Source organism: Streptomyces sp. NPDC047017, assembly GCF_040644175.1.
Classification (GTDB): domain Bacteria; phylum Actinomycetota; class Actinomycetes; order Streptomycetales; family Streptomycetaceae; genus Streptomyces.
This window is the reverse complement of record NZ_JBEYVW010000010.1, coordinates 265,656-286,453: the sequence shown is the minus strand read 5'-3', so window position 1 is coordinate 286,453 and position 20,798 is coordinate 265,656. Positions and strand designations below refer to the sequence as shown.

The 20,798-nt window shown below is 71.6% G+C and carries 21 protein-coding genes, 1 tRNA gene and 1 riboswitch; of the genes, 15 read left to right on the top strand and 7 right to left on the bottom strand.

Going from position 1 to position 20,798, the window contains the following annotated elements:
• Window positions 1-580 (top strand): IS30 family transposase (locus ABZ858_RS19475; RefSeq protein ID WP_361379526.1); only part of this gene is annotated, 580 nt, incomplete at its 5' end.
• A gap of 73 nt (window positions 581-653) precedes the next feature.
• Here ABZ858_RS19475 and ABZ858_RS19470 read toward each other — a convergent pair.
• Together ABZ858_RS19470 and ABZ858_RS19465 are read right to left on the bottom strand one after the other, a co-directional pair.
• Window positions 654-1,910: a PTS transporter subunit EIIC gene (locus ABZ858_RS19470; protein WP_361379523.1), complete on the bottom strand. Its 1,257-nt coding sequence runs from the start codon at window positions 1,908-1,910 to the stop codon at window positions 654-656.
• Window positions 1,911-2,104: 194 nt separating this feature from the next.
• Window positions 2,105-3,400 (bottom strand): PTS transporter subunit EIIC, encoded by a 1,296-nt coding sequence (locus ABZ858_RS19465; RefSeq protein WP_361379520.1) that lies wholly within the window; start codon window positions 3,398-3,400, stop codon window positions 2,105-2,107.
• Between the two features lie 193 nt (window positions 3,401-3,593).
• Between ABZ858_RS19465 and ABZ858_RS19460 the strand changes: the two genes are divergently transcribed.
• The 4 genes from ABZ858_RS19460 to rdgB all read left to right on the top strand — a co-directional run bounded on the left by ABZ858_RS19460 (window position 3,594) and on the right by rdgB (window position 5,781).
• Complete coding sequence (locus ABZ858_RS19460; protein ID WP_361379517.1) at window positions 3,594-3,827, top strand: PTS glucose/sucrose transporter subunit IIB; 234 nt, start codon at window positions 3,594-3,596, stop codon at window positions 3,825-3,827.
• Between the two features lie 102 nt (window positions 3,828-3,929).
• Window positions 3,930-4,655, top strand: coding sequence for a ribonuclease PH (rph, locus tag ABZ858_RS19455; RefSeq protein ID WP_361379514.1), 726 nt, complete (start codon window positions 3,930-3,932; stop codon window positions 4,653-4,655).
• A gap of 131 nt (window positions 4,656-4,786) precedes the next feature.
• The gene (locus ABZ858_RS19450) at window positions 4,787-5,167 is read left to right on the top strand and encodes a hypothetical protein (protein ID WP_361379511.1); all 381 of its coding nucleotides are present in this window, start codon (window positions 4,787-4,789) and stop codon (window positions 5,165-5,167) included.
• Between the two features lie 11 nt (window positions 5,168-5,178).
• Complete coding sequence (rdgB, locus tag ABZ858_RS19445; RefSeq protein ID WP_361379508.1) at window positions 5,179-5,781, top strand: RdgB/HAM1 family non-canonical purine NTP pyrophosphatase; 603 nt, start codon at window positions 5,179-5,181, stop codon at window positions 5,779-5,781.
• Window positions 5,782-5,827: 46 nt separating this feature from the next.
• Here rdgB and ABZ858_RS19440 read toward each other — a convergent pair.
• The 3 genes from ABZ858_RS19440 to bcp form a co-directional block, all read right to left on the bottom strand.
• Window positions 5,828-5,911: transfer RNA gene (locus tag ABZ858_RS19440), tRNA-Leu, on the bottom strand.
• A 54-nt stretch (window positions 5,912-5,965) separates the two neighbouring features.
• Window positions 5,966-6,994, bottom strand: a complete 1,029-nt coding sequence (locus ABZ858_RS19435) for an HNH endonuclease signature motif containing protein (protein ID WP_361379505.1) — start codon at window positions 6,992-6,994, stop codon at window positions 5,966-5,968.
• A gap of 148 nt (window positions 6,995-7,142) precedes the next feature.
• Entirely contained in the window at window positions 7,143-7,610 is a 468-nt protein-coding gene (gene bcp / locus ABZ858_RS19430; protein WP_361379502.1) for a thioredoxin-dependent thiol peroxidase, read from the bottom strand.
• A gap of 142 nt (window positions 7,611-7,752) precedes the next feature.
• On the opposite strand from bcp, the gene ABZ858_RS19425 reads away from it, so the two are divergent.
• From ABZ858_RS19425 to ABZ858_RS19415, 3 genes are all read left to right on the top strand, one after another.
• Window positions 7,753-8,082 carry a DUF3618 domain-containing protein gene (locus ABZ858_RS19425; RefSeq protein WP_361379499.1) on the top strand — a complete coding sequence of 110 codons (330 nt, stop codon included), beginning with the start codon at window positions 7,753-7,755 and terminating at the stop codon, window positions 8,080-8,082.
• A gap of 55 nt (window positions 8,083-8,137) precedes the next feature.
• Window positions 8,138-8,494, top strand: a complete 357-nt coding sequence (locus ABZ858_RS19420; RefSeq protein WP_361379496.1) for a co-chaperone GroES — start codon at window positions 8,138-8,140, stop codon at window positions 8,492-8,494.
• Between the two features lie 70 nt (window positions 8,495-8,564).
• A riboswitch (guanidine-III (ykkC-III) riboswitch) is annotated at window positions 8,565-8,638 on the top strand.
• Window positions 8,639-8,674: 36 nt separating this feature from the next.
• The gene (locus tag ABZ858_RS19415) at window positions 8,675-8,995 is read left to right on the top strand and encodes a multidrug efflux SMR transporter (protein WP_361379493.1); all 321 of its coding nucleotides are present in this window, start codon (window positions 8,675-8,677) and stop codon (window positions 8,993-8,995) included.
• A gap of 35 nt (window positions 8,996-9,030) precedes the next feature.
• Here the strand turns inward: ABZ858_RS19415 and ABZ858_RS19410 are convergent, their stop codons facing one another.
• Entirely contained in the window at window positions 9,031-11,334 is a 2,304-nt protein-coding gene (locus ABZ858_RS19410) for a transglycosylase domain-containing protein (RefSeq protein ID WP_361379572.1), read from the bottom strand.
• A 942-nt stretch (window positions 11,335-12,276) separates the two neighbouring features.
• Between ABZ858_RS19410 and ABZ858_RS19405 the strand changes: the two genes are divergently transcribed.
• From ABZ858_RS19405 to ABZ858_RS19375, 7 genes are all read left to right on the top strand, one after another.
• Window positions 12,277-13,077 carry an ABC-2 family transporter protein gene (locus ABZ858_RS19405; RefSeq protein WP_361379490.1) on the top strand — a complete coding sequence of 267 codons (801 nt, stop codon included), beginning with the start codon at window positions 12,277-12,279 and terminating at the stop codon, window positions 13,075-13,077.
• A gap of 28 nt (window positions 13,078-13,105) precedes the next feature.
• Window positions 13,106-13,957 carry an ABC transporter permease gene (locus ABZ858_RS19400; RefSeq protein ID WP_361379569.1) on the top strand — a complete coding sequence of 284 codons (852 nt, stop codon included), beginning with the start codon at window positions 13,106-13,108 and terminating at the stop codon, window positions 13,955-13,957.
• 63 nt (window positions 13,958-14,020) lie between these two features.
• Entirely contained in the window at window positions 14,021-15,103 is a 1,083-nt protein-coding gene (locus ABZ858_RS19395; RefSeq protein WP_361379487.1) for an ATP-binding cassette domain-containing protein, read from the top strand.
• A 56-nt stretch (window positions 15,104-15,159) separates the two neighbouring features.
• The gene (locus ABZ858_RS19390; RefSeq protein ID WP_361379484.1) at window positions 15,160-16,092 is read left to right on the top strand and encodes a DUF1707 domain-containing protein; all 933 of its coding nucleotides are present in this window, start codon (window positions 15,160-15,162) and stop codon (window positions 16,090-16,092) included.
• Window positions 16,093-16,411: 319 nt separating this feature from the next.
• Complete coding sequence (locus ABZ858_RS19385) at window positions 16,412-17,674, top strand: DUF445 domain-containing protein (RefSeq protein ID WP_361379566.1); 1,263 nt, start codon at window positions 16,412-16,414, stop codon at window positions 17,672-17,674.
• A 75-nt stretch (window positions 17,675-17,749) separates the two neighbouring features.
• Window positions 17,750-19,315 carry an MFS transporter gene (locus ABZ858_RS19380; protein ID WP_361379481.1) on the top strand — a complete coding sequence of 522 codons (1,566 nt, stop codon included), beginning with the start codon at window positions 17,750-17,752 and terminating at the stop codon, window positions 19,313-19,315.
• A 146-nt stretch (window positions 19,316-19,461) separates the two neighbouring features.
• Window positions 19,462-19,593 (top strand): hypothetical protein, encoded by a 132-nt coding sequence (locus tag ABZ858_RS19375; protein WP_361379478.1) that lies wholly within the window; start codon window positions 19,462-19,464, stop codon window positions 19,591-19,593.
• Between the two features lie 248 nt (window positions 19,594-19,841).
• Here ABZ858_RS19375 and ABZ858_RS19370 read toward each other — a convergent pair whose 3' ends face one another.
• The gene (locus tag ABZ858_RS19370; RefSeq protein WP_361379475.1) at window positions 19,842-20,726 is read right to left on the bottom strand and encodes a winged helix-turn-helix transcriptional regulator; all 885 of its coding nucleotides are present in this window, start codon (window positions 20,724-20,726) and stop codon (window positions 19,842-19,844) included.
• Between the last annotated feature and the right edge of the window lie 72 nt (window positions 20,727-20,798).

Genomic DNA, 20,798 nt, shown 5'->3' with positions numbered 1-20,798 from the left:
GGGCCGCACGATGCGCCGATCCCACCGCCAGTCCCATCGGCGCCAGCCACGCATGGCCAAGGACATGGTGATGATCAGCGACCGGCCCGCCGAGGCCGCAGACCGGGCCGTCCCCGGACACCGGGAGGGCGACCTCATCATCGGCAAGGCCCATAAGTCCGCGATCGGCACGCTCGTCGAGCGCTCCAGTCGCTTCGTCACTCTGGTCCACCTGCCCCACGGCCGCCGCCCCGCCCAGATGCGGGACGCGCTCGTCCAGACCGTCGCGACCCTGCCCGCCCAGCTCAGACGCTCCCTCACCTGGGACCAGGGCTCCGAGATGCACCTGCACAAGGACTTCAGTATCGCCACCGACATGCCGGTCTTCTTCTGCGACCCTGGCAGCCCCTGGCAGCGCGGCTCGAACGAGAACACCAACGGCCTGCTGCGGCAGTACTTCCCCAAGGGCACCGACCTGGCCCGCTACACCCGCGCAGAGCTCGACGCCGTCGCGGCCGAGCTGAACAGCCGACCACGCAAAACGCTCGGCTGGGAAACCCCAGCCGAGCGTCTCACCAAGCTCCTGGCAACAGCCAGTTGATCAACTTGTGTTGCAACGACCTCTGGAATTCGCCCTGCGCTCCGGGGGGCCTCGTCGTGCGGTGGGGGAGGACTCACGCCTTGGTGAGGTCCTCGACCTCCTCCTCGGGCTCGCGGCCCGGGGTCTTCAGGTCGAACTTGATGATCGCGAAGCGGAAGGTCACGTAGTAGATCGCCGCGAAGACCAGTCCGATCGGGATGATCAGCCAGGGCTTGGTCGCCAGGTGCCAGTTGAGCACGTAGTCGATGAAGCCGGCCGAGAAGTTGAAGCCGTCGTGCACGCCCAGGCCCCAGGTGATGGCCATCGACGCGGCGGTGAGCACGGCGTGCAGCACGTACAGGACCGGCGCGATGAACATGAAGGAGAACTCGATCGGCTCGGTGACACCGGTGACGAACGAGGTCAGCGCGAGGGAGATCATCATGCCGAGCACGGCCTTGCGGCGCTCGGGGCGGGCGCAGTGCGCGATGGCGATCGCGGCGGCCGGCAGACCGAACATCATGATCGGGAAGAAGCCGGACTGGAACAGGCCGGCGGACGGGTCACCGGCCAGGAAGCGGGTGATGTCGCCGTGCACGATCTCGCCGGCCGAGTTCTTGAAGTCACCGAGCTGGAACCAGGCCACGGTGTTCACGAACTGGTGCATGCCCACCGGGATCAGCGCCCGGTTCACGCCGCCGAACAGGGCCGCGCCACCGGAGCCGAGGCCGGTCATCCAGTCACCGAAGTCGCTGATGCCGGTGCCGATCGGCTTCCAGATCAGGGCGAAGACGACACCCACCACGATGCCCACGAAGGCCATGATGATCGGCACCAGGCGGCGGCCGTTGAAGAAGCCGAGCCAGTCCACCAGCTTGGTGCGGTGGAAGCGCTGCCAGAGCACCGCCGCCAGCAGACCCATGATGATGCCGCCGAGGACACCCGGGTTGTTGTAGGTGGCCTCGACTATCTGGCCCTTCTCGATGTGCTGGTCGGTGAGCGGGAACGCTTCGAGGACCTTGCTGTAGACGAGGAAGCCGACCACCGCGGCCAGGGCCGTCGAGCCGTCCGACTTCTTGGCGAAGCCGATCGCCACACCGATGCAGAACAGGAGCGGCAGGGAGCCGGTCAGCGCGCCGCCCGCGTTGTTGAAGACGGCGGCCACCTTGTCCCAGCCCAGGCCGTCCTTGCCGAAGATGTCATCCTGGCCCAGCCGGACCATGATGCCGGCGGCCGGCAGCACGGCGATCGGCAGCTGCAGGCTCCGGCCGACCTTCTGCAGGCCCTGGAACAGGCCAGATCCCCGCTTCTTCGCGGGTGCCGCCGTCTTGTCGGCGGTGGCGGTGCTCATACGTCCGTCCTCCATCGGGTGGTGGTCTACACCACTCAGTGGTGTAGACCTGTTGTAGCACGATGAAGGTGACGTAAGGAAGGCGCGAAGTTGCTATCGCGCCACTACCCGCCGTAGGGGTGCGCGCGGCCGGTGACGAGCCGGTTTCACGGCGGTCTCGCAGCGGTCTCGAACCCCCCTCGTGACCTGCGGTGTCACGCCTTCGTGGGATCCTCGTCCGCGTCCGGCGGCTCCCGCCCAGGAGTCTTCAGGTCGAACTTCGTGATGGCAAATCGGAAGACCGCGTAGTACACCGCCGCGAAGCACAGACCGAGCGGAATGACGCCCCACGGCCGGGTCGCCAGGTTCCAGTTGATGACGTAGTCGATCAGCCCCGCCGAGAAGCTGAACCCGTCGTGCACCCCCAGCGCCCACGTCACCGCCATCGACACCCCCGTCAGCACCGCGTGCACCGCGTACAGCACCGGCGCCACGAACAGGAAGGAATACTCCAGCGGCTCGGTGATCCCGGTGACGAACGACGTCAGCGCCACCGACAGCATCAGCCCGCCCACCTCCTTGCGGCGGCCCGGCCGCGCGGTGTGCGTGATCGCCAGCGCCGCCGCCGGCAGCGCGAACATCATGATCGGGAAGAAACCCGAGGTGAACTGCCCCGCGTGCGGATCACCCGCCAGGAACATGTTGATGTCCCCGTGCACCACCGTCCCGTCCGGCTCGGTGTAACTCCCGAACTGGAACCAGATCGGCACGTTCAGGAACTGGTGCAGGCCGATCACCAGCAGCGCCCGGTTCGCCAGCCCGAACACCCCCGCGCCCCACGCGCCCGCCGCGCTCAGCCAGTCGCTGAAACTCTCCAGCCCCCGCCCCACCGGCGGCCAGACCCACAGGCACAGCGCCGCGAACGCGATCGCCACGAACGCCATGATGATCGGCACCAGCCGGCGGCCGTTGAAGAAGCCCAGCCAGTCCACCAGCTTCGTACGGTGGAACCGCCGCCAGAAGAAGGCGGACAGCAGCCCCATCACGATCCCGCCGAAGATCCCCGGATTCTGGTACGTGAACGCCGTCACCGTCCCGTCCGCCGCCCGGCACCCGGTGACCACCGCACGCGCCCCCGCCGCGCAGCCCACCGGGAACTGGTGCAGCACGTTGTAGTAGACGAGGAACCCCGCCACCGCCGCCAGCGCCGTCGAACCGTCCGCCTTCTTCGCCATCCCGATGGCGACCCCCACACAGAACAGCATCGGCAGCCCGAGCCGGCCGTCGAGCAGCGCGCCGCCCGCCCCCGCCATCACCTTCGAGACATCGATCCAGCCCAGCCCGTCCTTGCCGAACACGTCCGGCTGCCCGAGCCGGTTCAGGATGCCCGCCGCCGGCAGCACCGCGATCGGCAGCTGCAACGAGCGGCCCATCTTCTGCAGGCCCTGGAACAGCGCGTTCCAGCGCTCGCGCACGGGAGAGGTCCGGACGTCGGCGCTGTCGGCACTCATGGGCGTCCTCCCGGGGCTCCGCTCCGCCGCGCGGCACCGCGTTTGGCCACCGCCCCAACGGTGGTGTAGACCAGTTGACGGACGGTTCCGCTGTCGTGAACGCCATCCTCCGGCACCGGCGGCACAACCGCTCGCGAAGTTGGGCCAACTGTGGGTTACTGCGACAAAGCGGTTCGGATCAGGGAGACAGAACATGGCCAGCAAGGCTGAGAAGATCGTTGCCGGGCTCGGCGGCATCGACAACATCGAAGAGATCGAGGGCTGCATCACCCGCCTCCGCACCGAGGTCATCGACCCCGGCAAGGTCGACGAGGCCGCCCTCAAGGCCGCCGGCGCCCACGGCGTCGTCAAGATGGGCACCGCCATCCAGGTCGTCATCGGCACCGACGCCGACCCGATCGCCGCGGACATCGAAGACATGATGTGACCTCCCCGGATCGCCCGTGAGGGGCTCCTCCCACGCCGGGAGGAGCCCCTTCGGCATATCGGCGCGAACAGAGGGCCCCGCCCGGGGCACTAGGCTCGGCACATGTCTCGAATCGACGGCCGCACCCCCGAACAACTCCGCCCGGTCACCATCGAACGCGGCTGGAGCAAGCACGCCGAGGGCTCCGTCCTCGTCTCCTTCGGCGACACCAGGGTCCTCTGCACCGCCTCCGTCACCGAAGGCGTCCCGCGCTGGCGCAAGGGCAGCGGCGAGGGCTGGGTCACCGCCGAGTACGCCATGCTGCCCCGCGCCACCAACACCCGCGGCGACCGCGAGTCCGTCAAGGGCCGCATCGGCGGCCGCACCCACGAGATCAGCCGCCTCATCGGCCGCTCACTGCGCGCCGTCATCGACTACAAGGCCCTCGGCGAGAACACCGTCGTCCTGGACTGCGACGTCCTCCAGGCCGACGGCGGCACCCGCACCGCCGCCATCACCGGCGCCTACGTCGCCCTCGCCGACGCCGTCGCCTGGGCCCGGGGCCGCAAACTGATCAAGGCCGGCCGCGAGCCCCTCACCGGCACCGTCAGCGCCGTCTCCGTCGGCATCGTCGGCGGCGTCCCCCTCCTCGACCTCTGCTACGAGGAAGACGTCCGCGCCGACACCGACATGAACGTCGTCTGCACCGGCGACGGCCGCTTCGTCGAGGTCCAGGGCACCGCCGAGGCCGAGCCCTTCGCCCGCGCCGAACTCGACGCCCTCCTCGACCTCGCCGTGGCCGGCTGCACCGACCTCGCCGCGCTCCAGCGCGCCGCCCTCGACAAGTAGCGGCCCGGCCCGCGACCGGCCGACCAGGCCCCGCGCAACCCCCCGCCCCCCGCCCCGCGTCCCACCGGTACGGGCGTACGGCACGACCGACCGCCGTACGCCCGCCACCGCGACGGGAGAGGGAACCCACCATGTCCGCGAGCCGAAGCCGCCCACCGGGCCGCACCGCCGCCGCCCTCTTCCTCGCCCTCACCGGCTGCGACGCGGTCGGCAAGACCCTCGACCGCGCACAGGCCGCCGACTCCATCGCCGACAGCGTCACCCACCTCCAGCAGGCGGTCCACAACGCCGCGAACGACCCCCCGCAGACCGACGACGCGCTCCGCTCCCTCCAGAACGACCTGAAGAAGATCGGCGACAAGACGGCCGACGCCGACGCCGACAAAGCCGTCGACGACCTCGGCACGGCCGTCGGCAACGTCCGCACCGCCCCCGACCACGGCGACCGCACCCCCGACCTCACCCCCGCCACCGACGCCGCCGGCGAACTGACCAAGGTCTGCACCCCCTGATACTGGAGGACATGACCCGCCTGATCCTCGCCACCCGCAACGCCGGAAAGATCACCGAACTCCGGGCGATCCTCACGGACGCCGGCCTGCCCCACGAACTCATCGGCACCGACGCCTACCCCGAGATCCCCGACGTCAAGGAGACCGGCGTCACCTTCGCCGAGAACGCCCTCCTCAAGGCCCACGCCCTCGCCCAGGCCACCGGCCTGCCCGCCGTCGCCGACGACTCCGGCCTCTGCGTCGACGTCCTCGGCGGCGCGCCCGGCATCTTCTCCGCCCGCTGGTCCGGCCGCCACGGCGACGACCAGGCCAACCTCGACCTGCTCCTCGCCCAGCTCTCCGACATCGCCGCGGAACACCGCGCGGCCCACTTCACCTGCGCCGCGGCCCTCGCCCTCCCCGACGGCACGGAACGCGTCGTCGAGGGCCGCCTGCGCGGCACCCTCCGCCACGCCCCGGCCGGCACCCACGGCTTCGGCTACGACCCGATCCTCCAGCCGGACGACGAGACCCGCACCTGCGCGGAACTCACCCCCACGGAAAAGAACGCGATCAGCCACCGCGGCAAGGCGTTCCGGGCACTGGTACCGGTGGTACGGGAACTGCTGGGCTGACCATGACCGAAGGGGCCGCCCTGCCGGGCGGCCCCTTCATCGTGTGTGCGGCCGGTGGGATTCGAACCCACACGGGTGTGAACCCACTGGGATCTAAACCCAGCATGACTGCCAATTCCATCACGGCCGCTCAAAAACGGTCATCGCGCTCGACCGGCAGCGCTCAGTGTACGGGCAGAGCTCGTCACGCGGCGAGAGACGGCCTCCCTTTCTGCCGACACCACGTCTCCGTCAACGAGTGGCAGTTGGGACACAGATACCGCAGGTTTTCCTCACGGTTGTCGCGCCAGTCGCCGTTGACGTGGTCGATCTGCAGGGTGATCGGCCGACCCAGCCACTCCCCGGTATTGCCGCAGGACCGGCATGCGTACGGCACGCCGATCTCGGTCAGGGCCCGGTGGAGTTGAGTCCTGTTCGTCCGTCCGGAGCCGGGCGGCAGGACGACCAGCACGCGGTGAGCGACGGGTGCGGGCGCTGGGCGCTCCGGCCGGGCCCAGGAAACGCGTGTGAAGTGGCTCGTATCGAGACCGAGCCGAGCCGATGCGCGTCGAACGCGTCGGTGATTGGTGTCGTTGACGTCCAGATCGAGGCTTCGCATCACGCCGGCGTAACTCGTGGAGCGTGCGACGGCGTCGCGCAGCCTGTCCTCGGGGATCCTCACTCGGCGATAGGAGAAATGCCCGGTATCGATGGCCTGGGCGCGCAGCATCCGTTTCAGGGTCGCGCGTGAGCGGCTGTCGTCCGGCACGCCCAGGGCCCGGGCCACACCGCGCACACTCGTCGTCGTCGCCGCGGCGGCGCTCAGCTGCTCGCGTGTGAAGGGCAGGTCCGGCTCCGGCTGGTTCAACCCGGGGAAATGGCTGACGTCGATTCCGGCCGCACTGATCCGGCGTCGGATATGGGACAGCGTCCCGGTGGCTGGTGTGGCGCCCAGCTTCAAGGCCACTTCGCGGAGCGAGGACGACGCGGCGGCAGCCTCTGCGATGGCGGCATCCGGGTACTTGCGCCACGGGCTCCGTTGGGCGAAGTGGCTCGTGTCGATGCCGTGACGGGCGACCTTCTCCTGCAGGAGCCGGCGCCGGCCTCCGCTCGTTCGAAGGCCGAGTCGTCTCATCAGGTCTGCCCAGGTGCGCGCCTCGGCGACGGCTCGCTCAAGCCGTTCTCCGGTGTACGGATCCGCACCTTCTCCGGTCGCGCCCGATGCAGTGCCCATGCCACAGCCTCCGCTCTCTTGGCTCACACGTTCGTGGCCTCGTACGGAGTAACGAACCGGTTGTCGGACAGTCACGCGCGGAATGGGCCGGAAAGGGGAACGGCCCGCGCCGGAGGTCCGGGCGGGCCGTGGGCGTGGGGTGGGGGTGTTAGATGCCCAGGTCCTTGATGATCTTGGCCACGTGGCCGGTGGCCTTCACGTTGTAGAGGGCTCGTTCGACCTTGCCGTGCTCGTCCACGACGACGGTGGAGCGGATGACGCCGGTGACGGTCTTGCCGTAGAGCTTCTTCTCGCCGAAGGCGCCGTAGGACTCCAGGACCTTCTTGTCGGGGTCGGCGAGGAGGGTGACCTTCAGGGACTCCGTCTCGCGGAACTTGGCGAGCTTCTCCGGCTTGTCGGGGGAGATGCCGATGACGTCGTACCCGGCGCCCGCCAGCAGGTCGAGGTTGTCGGTGAAGTCGCACGCCTGCTTGGTGCAGCCGGGGGTGAGGGCGGCCGGGTAGAAGTAGACGATGACCTTGCGGCCCTTGCGGTCGGCCAGCGACACCTCGTTGCCGTCGGCGTCGGGGAGCGTGAAGGCGGGGGCCGGGTCCCCGGGCTGGAGTCGCTCGGTCATCGAAGCTCGTCTCCTCGTGCGTGTCCGCGTACGTGGCTATACCGTGTCGGTCCGAGGGTAACCGGGGGTGCCGACAGCGCGGTCGCGGCGGGAGCTGACAGACTGTGCTGAACAGGCATCAGTTGACTTCGGAGGCGCGACGGTGGCGGACACGGCGGACACCAGGACCCCGGCTGAGATCGAGGCGGACATCAGGCACCGCCGCGAGGTACTGGCCGAGACGCTCGACGAGATCGGTGTGCGCGTGCACCCGAAGACCATCGCCGGGGACGCCAGGGCGAAGGTCGCCGCCCACGTCGATCACACCCTCGGCCGGGCCTATGTGCAGGTCAACCGAGTGGTGAGCGAGGTGCGGGGCCGGTTCACGGACGAGACGGGCGCGCCCCGCCTGGAGCGGGTCGTGCCGGTCGCGCTGCTCGCCGTGGGGGTCGTCGGGCTGCTCGCGGTGGGCACGCGCAAGCGCCGCGGCTGAGGTCACGGGCGACCCACCCGCGTACGGACGCGCTGAAGGCAGGTAGGTTCGAGGCGTGAGCGCCAACAACAACGAGCACAGCACCCACGACGACAAGCTGCCCATCCGGATGCTGCACGACCGCGTGCTGGTCCGGCAGGACACGAGCGAGGGCGAGCGGCGTTCGGGCGGCGGCATCCTGATCCCCGCGACGGCGGCGGTGGGACGCCGGCTGGCCTGGGCGGAGGTCGTCGCGGTCGGGCAGAACGTGCGGACCGTCGAGCCGGGCGACCGGGTGCTGTACGACCCGGAGGACCGGGCCGAGGTCGAGGTGCGGGGCACGGCGTACGTGCTGATGCGCGAGCGTGACCTGCACGCCGTGGCCGCGGACCGCTTCGAGGGGTCGGAGGACTCCACCGGTCTGTATCTCTGAATCCCTGAGCCGGTACGTCCGGCTCCGAATCCGCGTGAGGGGCCGGTGACCACCGTCACCGGCCCCTCACGCGTTCCTTTGCTAGCCTCGGGAGGAGCCCGACGAGACGCGCCGTACCGGGGACCAAGGCAAAGACGACGCACCTGTTCGTGAACGCCTGTTCGTCTCGGAGGTGCTGTCGTGGCCTGGGTCCTGCTTGTCGTCGCCGGTCTGCTGGAGGTCGGCTGGTCGATCGGGATGAAGTACAGCGAGGGCTTCACCCGGCCGGTGCCCAGTGTGCTCACCGGTGCCGGGATCGTCGCGAGCATGCTGCTGCTGTCCTGGGCCGCGCGATCCCTGCCCATCGGCACCGCGTACGGCGTGTGGGTGGGCATCGGGGCGGCCGGTGCGGCGGTGCTCGGCATGGTGGTGCTGGGGGAGCCGGTGACCGCCGCCCGGATCTTCTTCGTGTGCCTGCTGCTGGTGTCCGTGGTGGGGCTCAAGGCGACCTCGGGGCACTGAGTGTCCAGTGCGCCGACGTCGCCTTGAGCGTCGGCTCACTGGCGGCGGGGCGCGGTGCCGTTCTGCGGGCCGCCCGGGCCGTTGCCCGTGGTGGTGCCCTGGTCGCCGCCCGGGCCGTTGCCGTCCGTGGGGCCGCCCGGCCCGGTGGGCGTGCCGCCGCCGGTGCCGTCCGTGGTGCCGCCGGCCGCCGGGTTCCCGCCGCCGCCCGGCTGCCCGGTGTTCCCGCCGGCGCCGCCGCCCGGCGTGCTGCCCGTGCCGCCGTCGCCCGGCGTGCCGCCGCCCGAGTCGCCCGGGGTGCCGCCGGTCCGGCCCTGCGTCTGCCCCTGGTCCTGGCCCTGGGTGTCCTGGCCGCCCGGGGCCGTGGCGGTGGCGCCGCCGTCGTCCTGGCCGCCGGTGCCCGGCGTCTGCCCGGTGTCGCCCGACGGTGCCTGGCTCTCGTCGGCGCCGGCCTGGAGCTGGAGGTCGAAGTCGGTGGCCGGGGTGTTCTTCAGCGCGTCGCCCATGAACTGCGCCCAGATGCTGCCGGGCGCCCCGCTGCCGTTGATCCGGTCGAGGCCGAGAGCGCCGTACAGCGGCATGTGCTTGGCGTTGTCCGGGTCCTGGCCCATCACGGAGACGACGGTGGCCAGGTCGGGCGTGTACCCGGCGAACCAGGCCGCCTTGTCGTCCTCGGCGGTGCCGGTCTTGGCGGCGGCGGGGTGGCCGATCGCCTGGGCCGGGGCGCCGGTGCCGTTCTGCACGACGCTCTGGAGCACGGCGGTGGTGGTGTCGGCGGCCTGGCGGCTGACGGCCTGGCTGACGGTGGACTCGTACGTCGGCAGGACGACGGCGTTGGCGCCGTCCTTGGTGATCTTCGTGACCATCCGGTACGCGCCGTGCTTGCCGTGGTTGGCGAGGGTGGCGTACGCCTCGGTCATGTCCAGGACGCTGGCGGTGGCGGTGCCCAGCGCGATGGACGGGGAGCCGATCAGGGACGGGGTGGTGGCCGGGACGCCGAGCGCGACGGCGGTGTCCTTCACCTTGCCGGAGCCCACGTCGGCGGCCAGCTGCGCGTACACCGCGTTGACCGACTTGTCGGTGGCCTCGCGGACGGTGATCTGGCCGTAGGAGCGCTGGTCCTCGTTCTCCGGCGCGTACTCGCCGCCGCTCCAGCCCTGGACGGGGCGCTTGTTGGTGCCGTCGTAGAGGGTGTTGGGGGTGATGGTGCGGCCGTCCTGGGTCGTCGACTCGTTCTGGACGGCGGAGGTGAACACGAACGGCTTGAAGGTGGAGCCGACCTGGAAGTCCCGGCGGGTGGCGTTGTTCGTGTACTGCTTGGTGTAGTCGATGCCGCCGTACATGGCGACGACCTCGCCGGTCTTCGGGTCGACGGCGGCGCCGCCCGCGCGGACGTACCGGTCGACCTTGTTGCCCTTCTTGTCCAGCTTCTTCATCAGCTGGTCGTCGACGGCCTTGACGAAGGCGTTCTGCCGGTCCTTCTGGATGGTGGTGGTGATGCGGTAGCCGCCCGCGGCCAGCTCGTCCTCGTCGAGGATCTTGTTCTTGGCGAGGTAGTCCTTGACCGCGCGCACGAGGTAGCCGCGCTGCCCGGCCATGTTGGTGGGCACGGTGGCCTGCCGCGGCTCGGGGAACTTCAGCCCGGCCCGCTCGGACGCGCCGAGCCAGCCCTTCTTGACCATGCCGTCCAGGACGTAGTTCCAGCGGGCGACGGCGGCGGTCTTGTTCTCCGGGTGGGCGGCGACGTCGTACTCGCTGGGCGCGTTGACCAGCGCGGCGAGGTAGGCGGCGCGGGCCGGGTCGAGGTCCTTGGCCTTGACGCCGTAGTACGCCTGGGCGGCGGCCTGGACGCCGTAGGCGTTGCGGCCGAAGTAGCTGGTGTTGAGGTAGCCCTCCAGGATCTTGTCCTTGGACTCGTTGCGGTCCAGCTTGATCGAGATGAAGAACTCCTTCACCTTGCGGGTGACGGTCTGTTCCTGGCCCAGGTAGTAGTTCTTCACGTACTGCTGGGTGATCGTGGAGCCGGACTGCTTGCCCTTGCCGGTGGCCGTGTTCCAGCCGGCCCGCAGCATGGCCTTGGGGTCGACGGCCGTCTCCGTGTAGAAGTCGCGGTCCTCGGCGGCGAGCACGGCGTGCTGGGCGGCCGGGGAGACCTGCGAGAGGTCGACGTTCTCGCGGTTGATGTCGCCGTCGCGGGTGATCTCGGTGCCGTCGGCGTAGAGGTAGACGTTGGCCTGCTTCATGGCCAGCGCGTTGGCGGGCGGGATCTTCACCAGGGAGTACCCGAGGAAGAACGCGCCGAAGCCGAGCAGCACGAGGACGACGAAGCCGCCGAGCGTCATCCGCCAGGTCGGGAAGGCGCGGCGCCATCCGGTGCGTTTGCGCTTGGCCCGCTTGGACTGCTTGGTCTGTGTGGTCTGCTTGTCAGGGCGGGTGCTGCCGTCGCCGCCGGGGGCGGCCTGTGCCATACCGGCGGACGGCGGTGTGGCACCGCCTCCGCCTCCGCCGGTGCCGCCTCCGGCCGGGGCGGTCCTGGGGACGCGTGCGGTGACGGCGGTGACAGCGGTGTCCTCGGCGGCCGGGCGGCCGGCTGCCGCGCCGGCGCCTGCTCCCGTGCCCGCGGCGGCTGCGCCCGCGGTGCCCTTGCCCCAGGTGACGGGACCGGTGCCCGTGTTCCGGTCGCTGCCGGCGGCGGAACGGCCGGTGGCACCCGGCTTGCCGGTGGCGGCGGTGTCCGCGGGCTTCCCGGACTTCTCCGGGCCCCCGGGGCGCCCGCCCTTCGCGGGCCCGCCCGCGTCCTCCGCGCGCTCCCCCTTCGCGGCCCCCGCCTCGCCCGCCCCACCCGTCGTACCGGCCTCACCCGCCGCGTCCGCCTTGTCCGCCGCGCCCGTCGGCGTGGCCCAGGTCGGCGGAGGGGTGCGGCGCTGGGTGCCGCCTTCCGCCGCGGGGGCAGCCGGTGGCCGCTTCGGGGCCCCGCCGGGGTGCGGGCCCGGACGTGGTCCCGGACCCGAGCCCGAACCCGAACTTCCGTTCGGCTTCTGCCCCTCGGCCTTCGGCTGCGGCTCGTCGCTCATCTCGTGCACGGACTCCTGTTTCGCGTTCTCGCGTCGTACGTTTCCCGTACGCCCTCATGCGCCTTCTGCGCCCCCCAGAGGAAGACTCTCGCACCCCGCGTTCCGTTCCCGGTTCCGGGCGGTTGACCGGGTCGGAAATTGCGTGGCATGTCACGTCCGTCGCGCACTAGGCTCCTGTGCTTCGGTGTCGGCGGACCTTGGGGGCGTGACATGGGCGCTGGACGGTTGTACGCGGCCGTCGCGGCGGGGGGCTTCAGACGGTACGCGACCTACCGGACGGCCACCGCCGCCGGAGTCTTCACGAACACGGTCTTCGGGCTGGTCCTCGTGTACACCTACCTCGCGCTGTGGGACGCCAGACCGCATCTGGGCGGCTACGACCAGGCGCAGGCGGTGACGTACGTCTGGCTGGGGCAGGCGTTCCTGTCGACGCTCGCGATCGGCGGGGGCGGCTTCGAGGACGAGCTGATGGAGCGCATCCGCACGGGCGACATCGCCATCGACCTCTACCGGCCCGCCGACCTCCAGCTGTGGTGGCTGGCGGCCGACCTGGGCCGGGCGGCGTTCCAGCTGCTGGGCCGGGGTGTGCTGCCGTTCGCGTTCGGGGCGCTGTTCTTCCCGGTCGCGCTGCCCGCCGACCCGCTGGCCTGGCTGGCCTTCCTCGGCGCGGTGCTGCCCGCGATGCTGGTGAGCTTCGGGATCAGATTCCTGGTCGGGCTGAGCGCGTTCTGGCTGATGGACGGCACCGGCGTGGTGCAGATCGCCTGGCTGGCCGGCTACTTCTGCTCGGGGATGCTGCTGCCGCTGAACGTCTTCCCGGGCGCCCTGGGCGAGGTCGTACGGGCCCTGCCGTGGTCCTCGCTGCTCCAGGCCCCGGCCGACGTCCTGCTCGGACGGGCGGACCCGCTGCCCACGTACGCTTTCCAGGGGGCGTGGGCGGTGGCGCTGCTGGCGGTGGGACGGCTGCTGCAGACGGCGGCGACGCGGCGGGTGGTGGTCCAGGGTGGCTGAGCCCGTGACCGGTTCCGTGCCCGAGTCCCTGCCTGAGTCCGTGCCCGGGTTCGTGCCGGATTCCGTCGCCGGGCGGCTGGTGGCCGGGCTGCGCGTGTACTGCCTGATCGCCGCGATGTGGCTGCGCTCCACGATGGCGTACCGCGCCTCCTTCGTGATGACCACCTTCGGCAACTTCGCGGGCACCGCGCTGGACTTCGTGGCGATCCTGCTGATGTTCTCCCGGGTGGACGCGCTCGGCGGCTACCGGCTGCCGGAGATCGCCCTCCTGTACGGGCTGTCCGGCATGTCCTTCGGGCTGGCCGACCTCGCCATCGGCTCCATGGACCGGCTGGGGCGGCGGGTGCGCGACGGCACGCTGGACACGCTGCTGGTCCGCCCCGCCCCGGTGCTCGCGCAGGTCGCGGCGGACCGGTTCGCGCTGCGCCGGCTGGGCCGCGTCACCCAGAGCACGCTGGTACTCGGCTACGCGCTGTGCTCGCTGGACGTGCACTGGACGCTGCCGAAGCTGGTGCTGATGCCGGTCGCGGTGGTGAGCGGCAGCGCGATCTTCAGCGCGGTGTTCGTGGCGGGGGCGGCCTTCCAGTTCGCCGCGCAGGACGCCTCCGAGGTGCAGAACGCGTTCACCTACGGCGGTACCACGCTGTTGCAGTACCCGCCGACGGTGTTCGCCAAGGAGCTGGTGCGCGGGGTGACGTTCGTGCTGCCGCTGGCCTTCGTCAACTGGCTGCCCGTCACCTATGTGCTCGGGCGGCCGTACCCGCTCGGGCTGCCGCACTGGACGGCGTTCGCCTCGCCGCTGGTCGCGGTCGGCTGCTGCGCGCTGGCGGGGCTGGCCTGGCGGGCGGGGCTCAGGTCGTACCGGAGCACGGGGAGCTGAGCCGCGGCGGAGTACGGGGAGCTGAGCGGGATCGGAGCACGGGGAGTTGGAGGGACGCGGACAGTGGGATTGAGCGAAGGTTCGGCGGGCGGCGGCGGAGACGGCCGAGGTACCGGGGAGGGCTTCATCGCGCTCGACCGGGTCGAGAAGGTCTTCGACGTGCGCAAGAAGACCGGGTTCCTCAAGCGCGAGCGGCGGCGGGTGCGGGCGGTCGACGGGATCTCCTTCACCGTGGCGCGCGGCGAGATGGTCGGCTACATCGGCCCGAACGGCGCCGGCAAGTCCACCACGATCAAGATGCTCACCGGCATCCTCACGCCGAGCGGCGGCCGGCTGCGGGTGGCCGGCATCGACCCCGCCCGCGAGCGGGCGCGGCTCGCGCGGCGTATCGGGGTGGTGTTCGGGCAGCGTACGACCCTGTGGTGGGACCTGCCGCTGATCGACTCCTACCGGCTGGCGCACCGCATGTACCGCATCCCCGACGCCCGTTACCGGGAGAACCTGGACCGCTGCGTCGAACTCCTCGAACTGGCCGAGCTGCTGGAGGTCCCGGTCCGCCAGCTCTCCCTGGGCCAGCGCATGCGCGGCGACATCGCGGCGGCCCTGCTGCACGACCCGGAGGTGCTGTACCTGGACGAGCCGACCATCGGCCTGGACGTGGTCAGCAAGGCCAAGGTCCGCGGGTTCCTGCGGGACCTGAACACCGAGCGCGGCACGACGGTGCTGCTGACCACGCACGACCTCCAGGACATCGAGCAGCTGTGCTCGCGGGTGATGGTCATCGACCACGGGCGGCTGATGTACGACGGCCCGCTGGCCGGGCTGCACGGGGTGGGGGAGAGCGAACGCACCCTGGTGGTGGACCTGGAGCACGAGCTGCCGCCCATCGAGGTGCCGTCGGCGCGGGTGGTGCGGGTGGAGGGGCCGCGGCAGTGGCTGGCCTTCCCGGCGGGCCGGTCGGCGGCCCCGCTGGTGGCGCGGATCGCGCAGGAGTACCCGCTGGTGGACCTGTCGGTACGGGAGCCGGACATCGAGGCGGTCATCGCGAAGATGTACGCGGCCTCGCCCGGGAACGCTGCCGAGAGTGCCGCCGAGGGGGCCGCCGAGGACGCTGCCGAGGGGGCTGCCCAGGGCGCGCTCCCGTAGCCCGGCGCGCCCGGACTCGTAGCCCCGGGGCGCCCGGAACTCGTAGGCTTCGGCCCATGACCGAAGCTGTGCCCTCCGGGGGAGAACCCGCCCGGCCCCCCGCCCCCGAACTGCGCGCCTCCGACGCCGACCGGGAACGCGTCGCCGAGGTGCTGCGGGACGCCCTGGCCGAAGGACGCCTGGACATGGCGGAGTTCGAGGAGCGGCTGGAGGCGACGTACCAGGCACGCACCTACGGCGCGTTGGCGCCGATCATCCGTGACCTGCCCGTCGCGGGGGCCGCGCCGGTCCCCGCGGTGTCGCTGCACAAGGAACCGGCCCCGAGCGGCAGCTGGGCGGCCCGGATCGTGGGCGGCGGGGGGACGTCCTCGTGGGCCGTCGCCGTCATGTCCGGGTTCCAGCGCAAGGGGGCCTGGACGGTCCCCAAGCGGTTCAACTGCTTCGCCTTCTGGGGCGGCGGCGAGATCGACCTGCGCGAGGCCAACTTCGCCGACCGCGAGGTGGAGATCAACTGCGTCGCGATCATGGGCGGCGCGCAGGTGATCGTGCCGCCCGGCGTCGAGGTGGTGGTGCGCGGCATCGGCATCATGGGCGGCTTCGACCACCGCGAGGAGGGCGTGCCGGGCGAGCCGGGCGCCCCGCGCGTGATCGTCACCGGCTTCGCCTTCTGGGGCGGCGTGGGCGTCGAACGCAAACTCACCAAGGCGGAGCGGCTGCGCCGGCGCGAGGAGCGCCGCCAGGAGAAGCTGGACCGCCGGGAGCAGCGCCGCGAGCTGCAGGCGTCGCGCCGCGAGGAGCGCCGGGACCGCTGGGAGCGGCACCGGGACCTCCAGGAGGAGCGCATGGAGCAGCACCGGCAGCGGCACGAGGAGCGGTGGGAGCAGCACCGGGAGCGCTGGGAGCAGCACCGCGACCGCAGGGATGACCGCCGGGACCGCAGGGACCGCAGGGATGACCGCCGGGACGGTCGCGGGCCCGGGGGCTTCTAGCCCGCCGGCTACCCACCGGCGGCCGGTCTGCCTCTGGGGCCCGTCCCGTACGGCCTCCGCCCCGCCTCGCCCCGCCCCTCCCGCGCGCCCCCGCCCGGACAGGCCCCCGGGGAGTCGGCCGGGAAGGGACAATTGGGTGCGGGACGTGTGCGCGATCACCGAACGGGTGGAGTGGATGGAACCGACGAAGACGACCGGACCGGCCGTACCGACCGCGCAGACCGCGCCGGATGCGCAGCCCGCGCCGGACGCGCGGATCGCGCCCAATGCGCCGAGGACCGGCCCGGACGCGGCGGGCGCCGCCGTCCCCCGCCGCGCGATGACCGTGTTCAGCCCCGCCGACGAGGAGCGCCGGCGCGGCGTGCGCCGGATGAAGCTGACCGCGACCGGGCTGCTGCTGTTCGTGGCGGTGGTGTACGTCCTGGCGAAGTGGGCCCAGCACAGCGGCGCCGGCGCCTGGGCGGGCTATGTCGCCGCGGCCACCGAGGCGGGCATGGTGGGCGCGCTGGCCGACTGGTTCGCGGTCACCGCCCTCTTCCGCCACCCGCTGGGCCTGCCCATCCCGCACACCGCGATCATCCCGACCAAGAAGGACCAGCTCGGCGTCTCGCTGGGCGAGTTCGTCGGTGAGAACTTCCTGTCCGAGGACGTCGTACGGCAGCGGCTGCGCGCGGTGGGCATCGGTGGCCGCCTGGGCGCCTGGCTCGCCCGACCGGAGCACGCCGACCGGGTGACCGCCGAGCTGGCCACTGCGCTGCGCGGCGCCCTGACGGTGCTGCGCGACTCCGACGTGCAGGCGGTGGTCGGTGAGGCGATCACCCGCCGGGCGGGCGGGCAGGAGATCGCGCCCGGCCTCGGCAAGCTGCTGGAGCGGGTCGTCGCGGACGGCGGCCACCGGCGGGTCGTCGATCTGGTCGTCACCCGTGCGCACGACTGGCTGGTGCTGCACGGCGACTCCGTGATGGACGCCGTGCAGGGCGGCGCGCCCGGCTGGACGCCCCGGTTCGTCGACCGCAAGGTCGGTGAGCGGGTCTACAAGGAGCTGCTGCGCTTCGTCACCGAGATGCGCGACATGCCCGGCCACCCCGCGCGCGGGGCCCTGGACCGCTTCCTCACCGACTTCGCCGCCGACCTCCAGTCCGACGACGAGACGCGCGCGCGGGTCGAGCGGCTCAAGAGCGAGGTGCTGGGCCGCGGCGAGGTGCAGGACCTGATCGCCTCCGCCTGGACCGCCGTACGGTCGATGATCGTCGCCGCGGCGGAGGACGAGCACAGTGAGCTGCGCCGGCGGGTGCGGGCCTCGCTGCTCTCGCTGGGCGCCCGGACGGCCGAGGACCCGCGGGCGCAGGCCAAGGTGGACCGCTGGGTGGAGGGCGCGGCGGTGTACGTCGTGACGACGTACCGCAAGGAGATCACCTCCCTGATCACGGACACGGTGGCCGGCTGGGACGCCGAGCACACCACCCGCAAGATCGAGGCCCACATCGGCCGGGACCTCCAGTTCATCCGGATCAACGGCACGGTGGTCGGCTCGCTGGCCGGGTTGCTGATCTACGCGGTGTCGCGTCTCCTCGGAGCGTAGGCGGACGGCAGCCGTGCGTGATCCGGTCCCTTCGGGGGCACTCGCATGGCGTTCCGCTCGACGAGGAGGGAGCCCATGGCCAGCGCAGACGCCCCAGACGCCGTAAACGCCGCAGGTACCGAGGGTGCCGAGGGCGCCGGGTCAGGCCGTACCGTGACCACCGACATCCCCGCCAGACTCGACCGCCTCCCGTGGTCGCGCTGGCACTGGACGATCGTCATCGGGCTCGGCACGGTGTGGATCCTCGACGGCCTGGAGGTCACGGTCGTCGGCAACATCGCCAGTCGGCTGTCCGAGCCCGGCAGCGGCCTGTCGATCAGCTCCGGGCAGGTCACGGGCATCGCCGCCGCGCTGTACGTGGCGGGCGCCTGCGTCGGCGCCCTGTTCTGGGGGCGGCTGACCGACCGCTACGGCCGCAAGAAGCTGTTCATGATCACGCTGGCGGTGTACCTCGCGGCCACCGCCCTGACCGCCGTCTCCTTCGAGGCGTGGTGGTTCTTCCTCTTCCGCTTCCTGACCGGCTTCGGCATCGGCGGTGAGTACGCGGCCATCAACTCGGCGATCGACGAGCTGATCCCCGCGAACTACCGCGGCCGGGTCGACCTGATCATCAACGGCAGCTTCTGGGTGGGCGCGGTCGGCGGTTCGCTGCTGTCGATCCTGGCGCTGAACACGGACTTCCTGGCGGCCGACGTCGGCTGGCGGCTGACGTTCGCGCTGGGCACCGTCCTCGCGCTGGTCATCCTCCTGGTCCGGCGGCACGTCCCGGAGAGCCCGCGCTGGCTGCTGATCCACGGCAGGGACCGCGAGGCGGAGGAGGTGGTGTCCGGCATCGAACGCGAGGTGGAGTCCGAGACGGGCCGCCCGCTGCCCGCGCCGCACGGCGAGATCACCATCCACCAGCGCCCCAGCGTCTCCTTCCTGGAGATCGGCCGCACCATCTTCGCGGACTACCGCAAGCGGGCCGTCCTCGGCTTCTCCCTCTTCATCGGCCAGGCGTTCCTGTACAACGCGATCACCTTCGGCTTCGGCGCGATCCTGACCAAGTTCTTCGGTGTGCCCTCCGGCCACACCGGCTACTACTTCGCCGTGATCGCGGTCGGCAACTTCCTCGGCCCGCTGCTGCTGGGCAAGCTCTTCGACACGGTCGGCCGCCGGGTGATGATCGCCTCCACCTATCTGCTGTCCGGGCTGCTGCTGTTCGGCACGGCCTGGCTGTTCGACCGCGGTTCGCTCAGCGCGGTGACGCTGACCGCCTGCTGGTGCGTGGTGCTGTTCTTCGCCTCGGCGGGTGCCTCCAGCGCCTACCTGACCGTCTCCGAGATCTTCCCGATGGAGACCAGGGCGATGTCCATCGCCTTCTTCTACGCCCTGGGCACCGCCGCCGGCGGCATCAGCGGCCCGGTGCTCTTCGCCGACCTCACCGGCACCGGCAAGGTCGGCGACACCGTCCTCGCCTTCTGCATCGGCGCGGCCCTGATGTGCGCGGCGGGCCTGGTGGCCGCGTTCCTCGCGGTCAACGCCGAACGCCGCTCGCTGGAGGACATCGCCAAGCCGCTGACCGCGGTGACGGAGAAGGCGAAGTCCGCCGCGCAGGGCGGCTCGCGCGACATCACGCCGCCGTCGTCGAGCCCGGCCTGACGTTTATGGGGCATGGGGGCGGGGGCCGGAGCCTGCGGTGGTGGAGCCGACGCCGTACCCGGTGGACCGCATCGCCACGCAGGCCGGTTCCGGCCCCGGCCCCGACCGCCGCCGAAGAGTGACAGTCGGCGAGGACGAGCCCGCGCGTGGCGATCTCCCGGCCGGCCGCCCAGCGCGACGGGATCGGGCGCCTGCGCAAACAGCTCGCCGCCGACGGCAACGTCCGCGGCCTTCCCGCCCGCGCCGGCGGCACGGCTCCGTACGGGTCGTGCAGCTGAGGCAATCCGGGCCCGGGTGTCCACGTAGCCGATGGAGCCAAGAGGCCCCCGGTGGCAGACATCATCAATCATGATCAGGTCTGCCATCCGGCCTGGGTGTGGCTCCTTCGCCGGGACTGCGGGATCAGGGTGCACGGCAGGCTCCGTCAGGGGTACGGAACAACTCCGGGGCGGCCGGCAAGGGGGAGCGGCTGTCGCTGTGACGGACGCGGTGGGCATGCCCGGGGCCGCCGCCGCGCCCGCGCCCTTCAGCTCCCCGCCGCCACCCGCCGTACCACCGCCAGCGCCTCGCGCACTGCCCCCGGGATGTCCGTCACCGGGAAGCGCGCCTGGCGCACCACGCGTTCGCGGTCCACCACCAGTACCGCCCGCTTCAGCCGCAGTGCCTGCCCGGCGCGGAACACCGGTAGCCGCAGAGCGGCGGCGAGGCGCAGGTCGACGTCTGAGAGCAGGGTGAAGGGGATGCCCTCCTCGACCGCGAACACCCGCTGCTCGTCCGGGCGCTGAGTACTCACGCCGCGCACCTCGGCGCCCGCCGCGCGGAAGTCGTCGTACGCGTCCCGGAACAGCCGGTTTTCCAGCGTGCAGCCGATGGCACCCGGGATGTCGGCCCAGCCGTCCGGCAACGGGCCCGGGCGACCGGTCGCCGGGTAGCAGAACAGGACGGTGGCCGCAGCCTCGGCCACCGGGTCCAGCGGCTCACCGTCCCGGTGCCCCGGCAGCCTGAGGCGCGGCAGCCACTCGCCCACCAGGCCCGCCACCCGCCGCGCCTCGGCACTCTCCTCGTCGGCCGTGCCACTCAGCGAGCCGTCGCCGAGCAGCCAGCGGTCCGCCCAGTCCTGCATCGAGAGGAGCACGGGCAGCAGCCCCCGCCCGCTCTCCGTCAGCCGGTACTCGTACCGCACCGGGCCGCTGTGATACGGAACCTTCTCCAGGACCGCCGCCTCCACCAGATGCGCGAGGCGCTCGGTCAGCACCTTTCGGGAGATCCCCAGCTCTTCTTGGAGTGCGTCGAACCGGTGGTGTCCGCGTGCGGTCTCCCGCACCAGGAGCAGGCTCCACCAGTCGCCGATCACTGCCGCCGCCTGCGCGATCGCACAGGCGGCGTCCCGCTCGGGCACCGACCTGACCATGGGTCTCCTGACGTCCGGATGCAGCATCCAGTCTTCGGAACCATCTTGCGCTATGCGGTTAGTTCCGGATAG